The sequence below is a fragment of the Ensifer sp. ENS02 genome (assembly GCF_014851885.1).
Lineage (GTDB): Bacteria > Pseudomonadota > Alphaproteobacteria > Rhizobiales > Rhizobiaceae > Ensifer > Ensifer adhaerens.
On record NZ_JACVAO010000006.1, the window covers coordinates 45,562 to 58,325 of the forward strand.

Sequence of the window (12,764 nt, forward strand, 5' to 3'; positions counted from 1 at the left end):
TTCGTTCCGCCTCATTAGTCAGCTTTTAACTTAAAGTCCCTAGCTTTCAACCCCAAAGACTGAAGATATACACGCTGTCAACGCCAGTCCAAGTCGGATCGGGCGACAAACCACGCTCAAGGTATCGAAGGTATGACCAGAAAGACGCGGGCTCAAATAAATTGCCCGTCTTGGTCTTGGGATGACTTGTTGTGGGACGGCGATTGTGCTTTTCAGAGACCGGCGAAATTCCCTGCCGGGGGATGATGCGGCGCGGAACCATGAGCAAAATCATGGCTGTGCCGAATGTGGAGTGTCGTAGTTGAAACGAGTCAGTGCCCTTCTGCTTTGTTCCGCCCTCGTCGGGTGTCAGGCTGTGCCTGGTGAAGGGCCGCTGGCCGGAGCGATCGTCAAGGACGCCGGCCAGTCAGGCGCCGAGATCGGCCGCCAGAATGCAACGGTTTTCGACATCGTCGATGTGGACGGACGCTCCGCGCGTCTCGTTTCCGATTATGTCTCCTCGACGCTTAATCGCCGTTTCGGCATTGGCGGCGGTGTTGGCCGCGTCGTCATCGGCGTTGGCGACCAGCTTAAGGTCTCGATCTTCGAAGCCGGCAGCGACGGCTTGTTCTCGACGCAGGATTCCAAGCAGACGAGCATCGATCTCGTCGTTCAGCCGGATGGCAAGGCTGCCATCCCCTATGTCGGCCCGGTCAAGTTTGCCGGCCTGACGCTGGAGCAGGCGCGCCAGGAAATTCTGGAAGCGCTGAAGCAGAAGGCCGTTGAGCCCGACGTCATCGTCACGAGCATGAGCACCGCGTCGCGCAACGTTACGGTTTCGGGTGCCGTCGGCAAATCGTCGGTGGTGCCACTGAGCCTCGTCGACGAAACGATCAATGAGGTCATCGCCAAGGCCGGTGGCCCGGTCGCGCAGCCCTACGAGACCTTCGTCACGCTGGTGCGCGGCAAGAAGACCGGAACGGTTCTCCTGAAATCGATCATCGAGAACCCGTCGGAAAATATTCACGTCAAGCCGGGCGACCAGATCTTCGTGACGCGCGATCCGCGCCGCTTCACGATCCTCGGTGCGGTCAAGGCCAACCAGCGCGTCGAATTCGGCGCCAACGATCTCAATCTGCTCGAGGCGATGGGCCTTGCTGGCGGTGGCTCGGACTACACGCTCGACATGAAGGGCTACTTCATTTTCCGTTACGAAGAGCCTGATGTGGTCATGAGCCTGCTCGGCCAGCAGCGTTTCAGCGAGATGCTGCGTAAGGGCATGAAGACCGACAGCGTCGGTCGCTACCCGATCGTCTACCGCTTCGACATGAGCAAGCCGGACAGCCTGATTGTCGGCCAGACCTTCCCGGTCAAGAACCGCGACGTCATCTATGCCTCGCGTCACCCGTCGGTCGATTTCTCGAAGTTCCTGAACTTCGTCGCCCAACCGGTCGGAATCGCCAATTCCGGTTTTGCGATCGCGGACAATCTCAACGGCAACTGATCGTGTTCAATAGTTTTTCAAGGGGGGGGCGTCGGCCATGGCCGACGCCCTTTTTGCTTATCTGCCCTTCCGATCTCGGAAGCCTGCGGAACTGGCTTGTCGTCGCTCAAATTCTGTGATTGATCTTGGACTTAAATCGATTTTGGTGATCGATAAGCAGTTGATCGTCCAGAGGTGAATGATGGCGGATAAAGCGTTGATCGTCGTGGATGTGCAGAACGATTTCTGCCCGGGCGGAGCGCTTGGTGTTGCGGGCGGCGACGAGATCGTGCCGATGATTAACGGGCTGATCGACCGCTTCGAGCATGTGGTTCTGACCCAGGATTGGCATCCGGCCGGCCACTCCAGCTTTGCCTCCAGCCATCCCGGCAAAAATCCCTTCGAAATGATCGCCATGCCCTATGGCGCGCAGACGCTCTGGCCGGATCATTGCGTGCAGGGCAGCGCCGGTGCTGATTTCCATCCGGCGCTCGAATGGACCCGCGCCGAACTTTTGATCCGCAAGGGTTTCCGCGCGCAAATCGACAGCTATTCCGCCTTCTTTGAAAACGACCGCCGGACGCCGACCGGCCTTTCCGGCTATCTCAGGGACCGCGGTATCAAAAAGGTGACGCTCTGCGGGCTCGCGACCGATTTCTGCGTCGCCTTCTCCGCGCTCGACGCGGTCGCGCAGGGATTCTCGACCACGGTCGTTCTCGATGCCTGTCGGGGCATCGACCTCAACGGCTCGCTTCATGCCATGGTGACGCGTATGCGTGATGCCGGCGTCGAGCTGAACTAGCCGAGATGATCTAGCCTCGCCCAAGAGGAAGGAGCAATTTCACCGATGACGAAGACCGATATCGCCAGGCGCGTCTACAATCATGCCTGGAAACTCGACCCGATCGTACGCAGCCTGCTGGACACGGATTTTTACAAGCTCCTGATGCTGCAGATGATCTGGCAGCTCTATCCGGATGTCGATGCGACCTTCTCGCTGATCAACCGCACGAAGACGGTGCGGCTCGCCGACGAGATCGATGAGCAGGAACTGCGCGAGCAACTCGATCACGCGCGCGAACTGCGTTTCTCCAAGAAGGAAATGATCTGGCTTGCGGGTAATACCTTCTATGGCCGCAAGCAGATCTTCTCGCCGGAGTTTCTCGCCTGGCTCGCCAAGTTCCGCCTGCCGGATTATGAGCTGAAACGCAGCGACGGCCAGTTCGAGCTGACCTTCCGCGGCCGCTGGGCAGAGACCACCATGTGGGAGATCCCGGCGCTGGCGATCATCAACGAGCTGCGCTCGCGCTCGGCGATGAAGGGCCTCGGTCCCTTTACCCTCGATGTGCTCTATGCCCGCGCCAAGGCCAAGATGTGGTCCAAAGTCGAGCGGCTGCGGCAGTACCCTAACCTCAGGATCTCCGATTTCGGCACGCGCCGCCGCCACAGCTTCCTTTGGCAGCGCTGGTGCGTCGAGGCGTTGAAGGAAGGGATTGGCAGTTCGTTTTCCGGGACCAGCAATGTCTTGCTCGCCATGGACAACGATCTGGAGGCGCTTGGTACCAACGCACACGAATTGCCGATGGTGGCCGCGGCCCTTGCCCGCAACGACAAGGAACTGGCCGCCGCCCCCTACAAGGTGCTGCAGGACTGGAACCAACTCTATGGCGGCAATCTCCTGATCGTGCTGCCCGATGCCTTCGGCACAGCGGCGTTCCTGCGCGACGCGCCGAAATGGGTGGCGGACTGGACGGGCTTTCGGCCGGACAGCGCGCCGCCGATCGAAGGTGGCGAAAAAATCGTCGCCTGGTGGAAGAAGATGGGACGGGATCCCCGGGAAAAGCTGCTGATCTTCTCCGATGGTCTCGACGTCGACACGATCATCGAGACGTACCGCCACTTCGAGGGGCGCGTGCGCATGAGCTTCGGCTGGGGCACCAACCTCACCAATGATTTTGCCGGTTGCGCGCCGACGGAAATCAGCGGCCTCAGTCCGATCTCGATCGTCTGCAAGGTCAGCGAGGCGGATGGCCGGCCGGCTGTAAAACTCTCCGACAATCCGCGCAAGGCGACCGGTGACCCGGCCGAGGTCGAGCGCTACCTCAAGTTCTTTGGCTCGCAGGATTTCGTTGAGCAGGCGGTTAAGGTCTGACCGCCAAGTAACGCCTAAGTCAAACGACGCCGCGTGCTCAGCGATCTTGCAAAAAAAGAAACCGGCAGGAGCCGGTTTCAAAAGGGGATCAAAGATGTTGCGATTGTCCATCATCGCAATATCAAATCTGGCAGTGGAATCTTAAGGTTGCGTTAATCTGCCAACCTGCCGTTGCATTTTGCTTCTCTAGAATACGAACATGTAGAGAAGGATGATGACGATGAGCGGCACGCCCATAAGCCAGAGAACGATACCTTTCATTGAGAAGCCTCCGCGTTGCTGCCTTTGAAACGATAACGCAGCATCGGGAAATACGTTCCGGGTGTCAGCGAGGCAGGCTCTTGTTTCAGTTTATCGCCAGTAGCCTCGCTTCGCCCTTGTTCAAGAAGTAGGCCTTGTCGAAAAGCCGGAGATCGACGGGGTTCGGCATCCGGATATCGTCCAGGTCCGGAAGTGGTTTCACGGCGGCTTCGAAGGATCGATCGATCTGCGAGATGAAGATGATGATCAGCCCGCGTTGCCGCGCGAATGCCCTCAATTTGCGCACCTGATCGCCAAGAGCGGGGTTGTCACGTCGCTGATCGAGAAGCTGGAGGTAATCGACGACCACCAGCGTGCCGGGATCGGCCTTGGACAGCTTACCGACGATATGGTCGGCGCTGATCGTGTCGGAGCAATCGATCTCGAACAGCGGGGCAAACCGGCCATGGTCGGCCCTGATGGTCGCAAAACGCTCGATGACGTCCGTCACGGTATATTCCAGTGTGAAGAAGTAGGCGCGATGGCCGGCCCTCATCGCCTCTACGGCAAGCTCGAGGCTCTTCAGCGTCTTGCCCTGGCCGGGGCGTGCGCCGAGGACCACGAGATCTCCGGGAGCGAGCTGGGCAAGCATACTCGCCGCGGTGCCGGCAGTCGTTTGTCGTGCCGCAAGCAGGCTCCAAGTGGAGTAGCCCTCCTGAACGGCAATGCGATCAAGCGCTTCATGGAGCGGGATGGCTTCTTCACGGCACAGGCGTTTCGCCCTGCGTTTCAAATGGTAGATCGGTGCAGTCAGTTTCATCGGCAACCTCCTGGTACGAGCGATCGTCGCAGTCCCTCCTTGTGCGCATTGCCCCAACAGTCGGTTCGATGATGAGAGTGCCCGGTATGGAATCTACTTTCCCGATCGGAGGGGGGAGGCGTGGGCGCGCCCGAATCGCAGCATAACGCAGATGGCAGCAGGCGAAAATTGCATCCGATGAGAAATTCTGCGGCCTAGGGCGCGTCTTTCGCGGGCGCCGTAGATCCTGCTCGTTTGGGGCGATAGGACAGGCGAAAACATTCGCGGACCGCAAAAGCACGCGGTGCTACGAGCGAGTATCAATTTGATTTCTTTAAGAGAAAACTGGTGCTGCTAGAGAGATTTGAACTCTCGGCCTCTCCCTTACCAAGGGAGTGCTCTACCCCTGAGCTATAGCAGCATCTGGCGGCCGGTTCGTGTGTCAGCCGCATCAAGCGAGGGGGCTATTGCCATAGCTCAGCGGCGAGTGCAAGCCGCAATTCGAAGTTTTTCGCGAAGAGCTGTGAGAAAAGTCACCGGTGCTTCCGAAGACCCTGGTTTTGCGCTATGGCATGGGCATGCAAACAGACGACGAAGAAGGCGGCAAAGCCGTGCCTCCGCCTGACGAACGGCAGGCGGATGGCAAGGTGCGCCAGAAAAAGATAAAGGATACGACCGAGGCAGACCTGAAAAAGGCGCGTCTTGCCAGGAACTTGCGCGACAACCTCATGCGCCGCAAGCAGCAGATGCGGGCGCGCCGATCTGGCGCTGCCGATGACGTCAGCGGTCTTCCTGCCGCAAAAACGGACGAATCCCAAGATTAGTACGGGCAGGAAGCGGCATCGCCGCTTCGTTCTCAATTTGCCGGTGGCATGCCCGCCGGCGTTCGATTGCACAGGTCCGTAAATCGGGACCGATCGCGGGGGAAAGCCGTGCAGCGACCTAAATGTTACAGCGCCAGGCGTCCGAAGGGATGCGCGGCGTTCAAGGCACTTCTAATTTCGCGGCGTCTCCACTAAAGAGGCGCCTTCAGACAACATCGGATTATTTTGGAAAGGCGGGCCAAGCCCGTTCGAGAGGCCTCATGGATCGCATCAGGATTGTAGGCGGCAACAAGCTCAACGGCGTCATCCCGATTTCGGGCGCCAAGAACGCGGCCCTGCCGCTGATGATTGCGTCGCTTCTGACCGACGACACGCTGACGCTCGAAAACGTGCCGCATCTGGCCGACGTCGAGCAGCTGATCCGTATCCTCGGCAACCATGGCGCGGATATCTCCGTCAACGGTCGCCGCGAGCGCCAGGGCGAGAGCTACGCCCGCACCATCCATTTCACCTGCCGCAACATCGTCGACACGACCGCCCCTTACGAGTTGGTCTCGAAGATGCGCGCGAGCTTCTGGGTTATCGGCCCGTTGCTTGCCCGTGAAGGCAAGGCGCGGGTATCGCTGCCGGGCGGTTGCGCCATCGGCACGCGTCCGGTCGATCTCTTCATCGAAGGCCTGCAGGCGCTTTCCGCCAACATCGAGATCGACAGCGGTTACGTCAACGCGACGGCGCCGGCTGGCGGCCTGATCGGCGCGCGCTACACCTTCCCGAAGGTGTCGGTCGGCGCCACCCATGTGCTGATGATGGCAGCGACGCTTGCCAACGGCACCACGGTGCTCGGCAACGCCGCGCGCGAGCCTGAAGTCGTCGACCTCGCCAACTGCCTGAACGCCATGGGCGCCAAGATTACCGGCCAGGGCACCTCGACGATCACCATCGAGGGCGTTCGCTCGCTCTCCGGCGCCCGTCACCGCGTTCTTCCTGATCGCATCGAGACCGGCACCTACGCCATGGCCGTTGCCATGACCGGCGGCGACGTCATTCTCGAAGACACCGACATGGCGCTGCTCGACACGGCGCTGGAAGCGATCCGCCGCGCCGGCGCCGAGATCACCGAGACCAACAGCGGCATCCGCGTCGTGCGCAATGGCGCCGGCATTAAGCCGGTCGATATCGTCACTGATCCCTTCCCGGGCTTCCCGACCGACCTGCAGGCGCAGTTCATGGGTCTGATGACCATGGCGAAGGGCACCTCGCACATCACCGAGACGATCTTCGAGAACCGCTTCATGCACGTGCAGGAACTCGCCCGTCTCGGCGCCAAGATCTCGCTTTCCGGCCAGACGGCGAAAATCGAGGGCGTCAGCCGCCTGAAGGGCGCGCCTGTTATGGCGACCGACCTTCGCGCCTCCGTCTCGCTCGTCATCGCCGGCCTAGCCGCCGAAGGCGAGACCATGGTCTCGCGCGTCTATCATCTCGACCGCGGCTTCGAGCGGCTCGAAGAGAAGCTTACCCGGTGCGGCGCGCACGTCGAGCGCGTCAGCGACTGATTTGAACGGTTGCGCCTGATACCGTTGCGGTTTCAGGCGCAACATCCTATGTCCATTTCAATTGTGGCACGGCAAGATGTGCGGCGAAACGAAAGGAATGGATGGCATGACCGGATTGAAGCTGCTGGCGCTCGACGAGGAGGATCTCGCTGTCGTCTCCGCCCACGTCCAGGATGCCGTGTTCAAGGTTTCGGGCCTGGAATACGACGCGCGTCGCAAGCAGTTTTCTCTCATCGTCAACCGCTTCGTCTGGGAGACGGCCGATGGCAAGCGCCGCTCCTTTGAGCGCCGGCGTGCGGCTCTCCTCTTCAAGCGTGTGAATGCGGTGCGCTCCGTCGGCTTCGACCGGCGTGACGGCGAGGCGGTGCTCGATCTGCTGACGCTGAAGTTCGCGCTGCAGGGCGAGGGGCCGGAAGGCACGCTGGAGTTGGTTCTGGCTGGCGACGCCTCGATCGCGCTTGACGTCGAATGCATCGAAACGCAGCTTGCGGATACCGGCGGGGCGTGGGAAACCGCTTTCAAGCCCAAGCATCCCGAAGGCGCTTGACGCTGATCGACCCGACCGACACAGGCATACGAGGACGTCCCCTTTGGCAATCAGGCTCAATTTTCTCGACGGTGACTTCGAACAAAAGTTCGCGGCATTCCTGACGACCAAGCGAGAGGTGTCCGAGGACGTCAATGCGGTGGTCAAGGCGATCATCGACGACGTGCGGGCACACGGTGACGCGGCGCTCGCCGAATACTCCAAGCGTTTTGATGGCGTCGATTTCCAGACGACGCCGATGGCGGTCAGCGCCGCCGAGATCGATGCGGCGATCCAGGCGGTCGAGCCGGAAGTTCTCGGCGCGCTAAAGGTCGCCGCCACCCGCATCGAGGCGCACCATGCCCGCCAGCGCCCGAAGGACGATATCTACCAGGACGCCATGGGCGTGGGCCTCGGCTCGCGCTGGACGGCGGTCGATGCCGTCGGCCTCTATGTGCCCGGCGGCACCGCGAGCTATCCGAGCTCGGTGCTGATGAACGCGCTGCCGGCAAAGGTTGCCGGCGTGTCCCGCATCGTCATGGTGGTGCCGGCAACCGGCGGCAAGATCAACCCGGCGGTGCTGGCTGCTGCACGCCTTGCCGGCGTCGAGGAAATCTACCGCATCGGCGGCGCGCAGGCTGTGGCCGCCCTTGCCTATGGCACCGAGACGATTGCACCGGTTGCCAAGATCGTCGGCCCGGGCAATGCCTATGTGGCTGCGGCCAAGCGCCAGGTCTTCGGCACGGTCGGCATCGACATGATCGCCGGCCCCTCCGAAGTGCTTGTTATTGCCGACAAGCACAACGATCCGGACTGGATCGCTGCCGATCTTCTCGCCCAGGCCGAGCACGATGTCGGCGCCCAGTCGATCCTGATCACCGACGATGCGGATTTCGGCCAGGCGGTCGAGAGCGCGGTCGAGCGGCAGCTGAAAACGCTGCCACGCGCCGAAACGGCGTCGGCAAGCTGGCGCGATTTCGGCGCCGTCATCCTCGTGCCCGATCTTGAGAAGGCCGTGCCGCTCGCGAACCGCATCGCTGCCGAACACTTGGAGCTGGCGCTTGCCGACCCCGAACCGATGGTGGCCAAGATCCGCAATGCCGGCGCGATCTTCGTCGGTCGCCACACGCCCGAGGTCATCGGCGACTATGTCGGCGGCTCCAACCACGTGCTGCCGACCGCCCGCTCCGCGCGCTTCTCCTCCGGCCTTGGCGTGCTGGATTACATGAAGCGCACGTCGATCCTGCGGCTTGATGCCGAACAATTGCGGATCCTCGGACCGGCGGCCATCGTGCTGGCAAAATCCGAAGGCCTTGAGGCCCATGCGCGGTCCGTCGCCATTCGCCTCAATCTCGGGGACGCTGGATGAAGGCGGACCGCAACCAGCGTCTCTGCGATGTCGTTCTGGACGAGACCATCGGCCGCTCGACCCCTGACGTGGAGCATGAGCGCGCGGTTGCGATCTTCGACCTGCTCGAAGAAAACCTGTTCGAGCCGGTCGGCCATCCAGGCGGCCCCTATAAGCTCAATCTCTCGCTCGTCGACGCCAAGCTCGTCTTTGCGATCTCGACCGACAAGGGCAGCGACGTCGCCACCCATATTCTGTCGCTGACGCCGTTCCGCCGGATCGTGAAGGACTACTTCATGATCTGCGAGAGTTACTACGAAGCGATCCGCTCGGCGACGCCGAGCCAGATCGAGGCGATCGACATGGGGCGCCGCGGCATTCACAACGAGGGTTCGCAGACGCTGATGGATCGCCTCTCCGGCAAGATCCGGCTGGACTTCGATACCGCCCGCCGCCTGTTCACGCTCGTCTGCGTGCTCTACTGGCGCGGGTGAGGGCGGCGACCGGCATGGCGGGAACCGAGGCTCAGCGCTTGAAAATGCCCCGCTCGGTCCTCTTCATGTGCGGCATGAACGCTATTCGCTCGCCGATGGCCGAAGCGCTCGCCAAGGCGGCGCTGCCGGCCGGAACCTATGTCGCCTCCGCCGGCGTGCGGCATGGCGAACGCGACCCCTTCGTCGACGTGGTCATGGCCGAAGTGGGCCTGAGCCTCGGTCGCCACCAGCCGCATACGCTCGATGAACTCGAGGATGACTATTTCGACCTTATCGTCACGCTGGCGCCGGAGGCGCATCACAAGGCGCTCGAATTGACGCGCTCCATGGCCGTCGACGTGGTCTACTGGCCGACGCCGGATCCGACGGTGGCTGCCGGCACGCGCGAGCAGATCGTCGATGCCTACCGCGCCGTGCGCGATCACCTGTCGACGCTGATCAATCATCGGTTGATCGGCTCCAGGAAGTCGGAAGACGCTTGAGAGTGTTGCGAAAAATCCCCGCGCGGTCCGCAGTCTCCGTCGCTTCCATGCCGGCGTAAATCTCGATCGATTTAAGACTAGAGACATGGAGCGGTGCGAAGTGCTATAGCGGCTTCGCGCTTCTGATCCGACGCGCGGCACAGTAGCCCGTCACAAAAGCGCAAAAGCCGGTCTTAGATGGTTCACAAATCCTCGTCGATTGTGTAGTTTCCGGCGAATTTTTCGGGATACCTGACGGTTCCCTAAACAAAGATAGAAAGAACAGTCCTACATGGCGAAAGAAGAAGTCCTTGAATTTCCGGGCGTGGTCACCGAATTGCTTCCGAATGCGACCTTCCGCGTGAAGCTCGAAAACGAGCATGAGATCATCGCTCACACTGCTGGTCGTATGCGCAAGAACCGCATTCGCGTGCTTGCCGGCGACAAGGTTCTCGTTGAAATGACCCCGTACGACCTTACCAAGGGCCGTATCACCTACCGCTTCAAGTAAGCCGCTCCGGCTCTTAGCAATTCCTGGAGCATTTCCGCTTCTTCTTCGAATCGCGAAAACGCTCTAACCTTTGGTTGGATTGCAATTCCAGACGTAAACCGCCTATCGCATTTTGCTGGAATTGCTCTGGAGTGACGGCTCGTTCCGATGACAGTGGCCAAGAAACTGATACTTGCGTCCGGTTCGCCGCGTCGCGTCGAGCTTCTGGCGCAAGCCGGCATCGAGCCCGCGCGCCTGATGCCGATGGATCTCGATGAGACGCCGAAGCGTGCCGAACATCCGCGTTCGCTCGCAAGGCGCCTGTCGGCAGAAAAGGCGCGAGCGGCGCTTGCTGCAGTCAAGGGCGAGGCCGGCTGGGACGGAAGCTACATTCTGGCAGCCGATACGGTCGTTTGCGTTGGCCGCCGCATCCTGCCGAAACCGGAACTCGTCAGCGAAGCCTCGAGCGCGCTGCATCTTCTTTCCGGCCGCAGTCATCGCGTCTACACCGGCGTCTGCCTGATCACCCCGGACAAGACCGTGCGCCAGAAGGTCGTCGACACCAAGGTGCGCTTCAAGCGCCTGTCCGGTTTCGATATCGAGAGCTATCTCGCCTCGGGCCAATGGCGCGGCAAGGCGGGCGGCTACGGCATCCAGGGCATCGCCGGCAGCTTCGTGGTCAAGCTCGTCGGCTCCTACAGCAACGTCGTTGGCCTGCCGCTTTACGAAACCGTCAGCCTGCTTGTCGGCGAAGGCTATGACGTGCACAATCGTTGGCTGGAAGGCTGAACGAGTGACCGACGAAACGAAGAAAAGCGCTTCGAACGTTGCGCCCCTGCGCGCACCGCGCCCATGTCCGGAATGTGGCCGGCCGTCGCATCGGGAACACTATCCCTTCTGCTCCGACCGCTGCCGCAACGTCGACCTCAATCGCTGGCTCTCCGGCTCCTACGCTATTCCGGTCGCCGACGACGAGGCGAAGGCCGACGACGGCGACGACCGCTAGGCGTACCGCTGCGGCCGGACCGGCCGGTCCGGCTTTTCCTTCCCCACATCCTCTTTGCCGCGAACGACGCCTCGAAGATCCTCGCGCGTCACCGGATGCGTGCGATCATCTTTTTCGGCTTCCAACGGCCACTTTCCACGAAAAATGGACCAGGGAGAGAATGCGATCTCTCTGAAACTCCTCGCTTTTTCGGCTTCTCGATTGTCCACAGGATTTCGGTCAAAAAACTTTCATTTGGCGCTGGACACCGCCGAACAAGATGCTATAACCCCGCTCGTTCCCGGGGCAAACACAAGCGCCCCGATGGTTCCGAAAGGAGCCGATGCCCGAAACGGCAGGATGCCCGGATAGCTCAGTTGGTAGAGCAGCGGATTGAAAATCCGCGTGTCGGTGGTTCAAATCCGCCTCCGGGCACCATCTTTCTTCTCGAAGATCTTGGTTCCTTCAAGCGCTGCCGTGTCGTTTCCTTGCGTCCGCTATGCGGCTGCGCTCCCTCAATACGTCGTCCACTCCTGCACCAGCATCTCGCGAAAGCGGATGGCGGCCGGTGATAGTCTGCCGCCGCGGCGTTCGACAAGGCCGATGGTGCGGCTGACGGTGGGGGCGGTCAGCGGCACGGTGGCGATCACAGGGTGTTCGACCTGGGGTGTGGCCAGCCGCGGCATCACGGAGATGCCGAGGCCCGCCTCGACGAGGCCGAGCGAGGTCGACAGGTGGTTGACCTCGTAGAACCAGTTGAGCTGCACCTGGGCCGTTGTCAGCGCCCGGTCGAGCACGGCACGGTTGCCGCTGGTCTTGCTGACCCCGATCAGCGGGTGGCCGGTCAGATCCGCCCAGGTCAGTTGCTTCGAGGTCGCCAGCGGATGATCGCGGCGGCAGGCGAGCACGAACGGGTCGTCGACAAGCGGCGTGAAGCTGAGATCAGGGCGCGCCGCCCCAGTGATGTTGATGCCGAATTCGACCTCGCCGTTGGCGACCGCATCAAGCCCCTCATTGGCCGAGAGATCGAGGATGCGGAAGCGGATGCCCGGGAATTTCTCGTTGAAGGATTGCACAACCCTGGGAAGAAAATAGAAGGCCGCGGTCGGGACCGAAGCGATGGTGACCTGGGCGCGGTGTCGCCCGCCGAGGTCGCTGATCGAGAGGATCGATTCCTCGAATTCGTCGACCAGACGCCGGACCAGCGGCAGAAGCTCCCGCCCGACCTGCGTCGGCGCCACGTGCCGGGTCGTGCGTTCGATCAACTGCGCGCCGACGGAGGCTTCAAAGCCCTTGATCCGCCGTGAAAGCGCAGGTTGTGAAAGATTGAGCTGGCGGGCAGCTTCGTTGAACGAGCCGAGGTCGAGTACGGCGAGGAAAGCCTTGAGGTCGAGGAATTCGAAATTATTGCGCATATCGGAATAATTACG

General features: G+C 61.3%; 14 protein-coding genes and 2 tRNA genes. 13 read left to right on the forward strand and 3 right to left on the reverse strand.

Translation table 11 applies throughout. The annotated features are described in order from the left end of the window. The first annotated feature begins 301 nt into the window (after window positions 1–301). The 3 genes from IB262_RS13910 to pncB all read left to right on the forward strand — a co-directional run bounded on the left by IB262_RS13910 (window position 302) and on the right by pncB (window position 3,614). Window positions 302–1,483, forward strand: a complete 1,182-nt coding sequence (locus IB262_RS13910; RefSeq protein ID WP_112976033.1) for a polysaccharide biosynthesis/export family protein — start codon at window positions 302–304, stop codon at window positions 1,481–1,483. Between the two features lie 181 nt (window positions 1,484–1,664). After that, window positions 1,665–2,264, forward strand: a complete 600-nt coding sequence (gene pncA / locus IB262_RS13915) for a bifunctional nicotinamidase/pyrazinamidase (RefSeq protein ID WP_112976047.1) — start codon at window positions 1,665–1,667, stop codon at window positions 2,262–2,264. A 45-nt stretch (window positions 2,265–2,309) separates the two neighbouring features. After that, entirely contained in the window at window positions 2,310–3,614 is a 1,305-nt protein-coding gene (pncB, locus tag IB262_RS13920; RefSeq protein WP_034797014.1) for a nicotinate phosphoribosyltransferase, read from the forward strand. Window positions 3,615–3,960: 346 nt separating this feature from the next. Here pncB and IB262_RS13925 read toward each other — a convergent pair whose 3' ends face one another. Both IB262_RS13925 and IB262_RS13930 read right to left on the reverse strand, forming a co-directional pair. Next, the gene (locus IB262_RS13925) at window positions 3,961–4,674 is read right to left on the reverse strand and encodes a DNA helicase (protein WP_060522316.1); all 714 of its coding nucleotides are present in this window, start codon (window positions 4,672–4,674) and stop codon (window positions 3,961–3,963) included. 325 nt (window positions 4,675–4,999) lie between these two features. After that, window positions 5,000–5,074: transfer RNA gene (locus IB262_RS13930), tRNA-Thr, on the reverse strand. Window positions 5,075–5,231: 157 nt separating this feature from the next. Here IB262_RS13930 and IB262_RS13935 point away from each other — a divergent pair. The 10 genes from IB262_RS13935 (at window position 5,232) to IB262_RS13980 (ending at window position 11,772) form a co-directional block, all read left to right on the forward strand. After that, complete coding sequence (locus IB262_RS13935) at window positions 5,232–5,477, forward strand: hypothetical protein (RefSeq protein WP_210333152.1); 246 nt, start codon at window positions 5,232–5,234, stop codon at window positions 5,475–5,477. Window positions 5,478–5,737: 260 nt separating this feature from the next. Next, the gene (murA, locus tag IB262_RS13940; protein ID WP_060522281.1) at window positions 5,738–7,030 is read left to right on the forward strand and encodes a UDP-N-acetylglucosamine 1-carboxyvinyltransferase; all 1,293 of its coding nucleotides are present in this window, start codon (window positions 5,738–5,740) and stop codon (window positions 7,028–7,030) included. A 106-nt stretch (window positions 7,031–7,136) separates the two neighbouring features. Next, window positions 7,137–7,577: a DUF2948 family protein gene (locus IB262_RS13945; RefSeq protein ID WP_034797590.1), complete on the forward strand. Its 441-nt coding sequence runs from the start codon at window positions 7,137–7,139 to the stop codon at window positions 7,575–7,577. A gap of 43 nt (window positions 7,578–7,620) precedes the next feature. Further along, on the forward strand, window positions 7,621–8,925 hold the full coding sequence (gene hisD / locus IB262_RS13950) for a histidinol dehydrogenase (RefSeq protein WP_060522280.1): 1,305 nt from the start codon (window positions 7,621–7,623) through the stop codon (window positions 8,923–8,925). After that, window positions 8,922–9,398 (forward strand): UPF0262 family protein, encoded by a 477-nt coding sequence (locus IB262_RS13955; RefSeq protein WP_034797007.1) that lies wholly within the window; start codon window positions 8,922–8,924, stop codon window positions 9,396–9,398. Before hisD ends, IB262_RS13955 begins: the two co-directional genes overlap by 4 nt. A gap of 14 nt (window positions 9,399–9,412) precedes the next feature. Continuing rightward, window positions 9,413–9,880, forward strand: a complete 468-nt coding sequence (locus IB262_RS13960) for a low molecular weight phosphatase family protein (protein ID WP_034797006.1) — start codon at window positions 9,413–9,415, stop codon at window positions 9,878–9,880. Between the two features lie 271 nt (window positions 9,881–10,151). Next, complete coding sequence (gene infA / locus IB262_RS13965; protein ID WP_004435948.1) at window positions 10,152–10,370, forward strand: translation initiation factor IF-1; 219 nt, start codon at window positions 10,152–10,154, stop codon at window positions 10,368–10,370. Between the two features lie 147 nt (window positions 10,371–10,517). Further along, the gene (locus IB262_RS13970; protein WP_034797002.1) at window positions 10,518–11,138 is read left to right on the forward strand and encodes a Maf-like protein; all 621 of its coding nucleotides are present in this window, start codon (window positions 10,518–10,520) and stop codon (window positions 11,136–11,138) included. Then, on the forward strand, window positions 11,107–11,355 hold the full coding sequence (yacG, locus tag IB262_RS13975; RefSeq protein ID WP_051659366.1) for a DNA gyrase inhibitor YacG: 249 nt from the start codon (window positions 11,107–11,109) through the stop codon (window positions 11,353–11,355). The genes IB262_RS13970 and yacG overlap by 32 nt, the downstream gene beginning before the upstream one ends. A gap of 341 nt (window positions 11,356–11,696) precedes the next feature. Continuing rightward, window positions 11,697–11,772 (forward strand) — tRNA-Phe (locus tag IB262_RS13980). A gap of 77 nt (window positions 11,773–11,849) precedes the next feature. On the opposite strand, the gene IB262_RS13985 is transcribed toward IB262_RS13980, so the two are convergent. After that, entirely contained in the window at window positions 11,850–12,749 is a 900-nt protein-coding gene (locus tag IB262_RS13985; RefSeq protein WP_034796999.1) for a LysR family transcriptional regulator, read from the reverse strand. Window positions 12,750–12,764: the final 15 nt, after the last annotated feature.

Coding starts and splice junctions, on each gene's coding strand:
- IB262_RS13955 (WP_034797007.1), top strand. CDS start 8,922: ATGAAGGCGGACCGCAACCAGCGTCTCTGCGATGTCGTTCTGGACGAG.
- yacG (WP_051659366.1), top strand. CDS start 11,107: ATGACGTGCACAATCGTTGGCTGGAAGGCTGAACGAGTGACCGACGAA.
- murA (WP_060522281.1), top strand. CDS start 5,738: ATGGATCGCATCAGGATTGTAGGCGGCAACAAGCTCAACGGCGTCATC.
- pncA (WP_112976047.1), top strand. CDS start 1,665: ATGGCGGATAAAGCGTTGATCGTCGTGGATGTGCAGAACGATTTCTGC.
- IB262_RS13960 (WP_034797006.1), top strand. CDS start 9,413: ATGGCGGGAACCGAGGCTCAGCGCTTGAAAATGCCCCGCTCGGTCCTC.
- IB262_RS13985 (WP_034796999.1), bottom strand. CDS start 12,749: ATGCGCAATAATTTCGAATTCCTCGACCTCAAGGCTTTCCTCGCCGTA.
- IB262_RS13925 (WP_060522316.1), bottom strand. CDS start 4,674: ATGAAACTGACTGCACCGATCTACCATTTGAAACGCAGGGCGAAACGC.
- infA (WP_004435948.1), top strand. CDS start 10,152: ATGGCGAAAGAAGAAGTCCTTGAATTTCCGGGCGTGGTCACCGAATTG.
- IB262_RS13935 (WP_210333152.1), top strand. CDS start 5,232: ATGCAAACAGACGACGAAGAAGGCGGCAAAGCCGTGCCTCCGCCTGAC.
- IB262_RS13970 (WP_034797002.1), top strand. CDS start 10,518: ATGACAGTGGCCAAGAAACTGATACTTGCGTCCGGTTCGCCGCGTCGC.
- IB262_RS13945 (WP_034797590.1), top strand. CDS start 7,137: ATGACCGGATTGAAGCTGCTGGCGCTCGACGAGGAGGATCTCGCTGTC.
- pncB (WP_034797014.1), top strand. CDS start 2,310: ATGACGAAGACCGATATCGCCAGGCGCGTCTACAATCATGCCTGGAAA.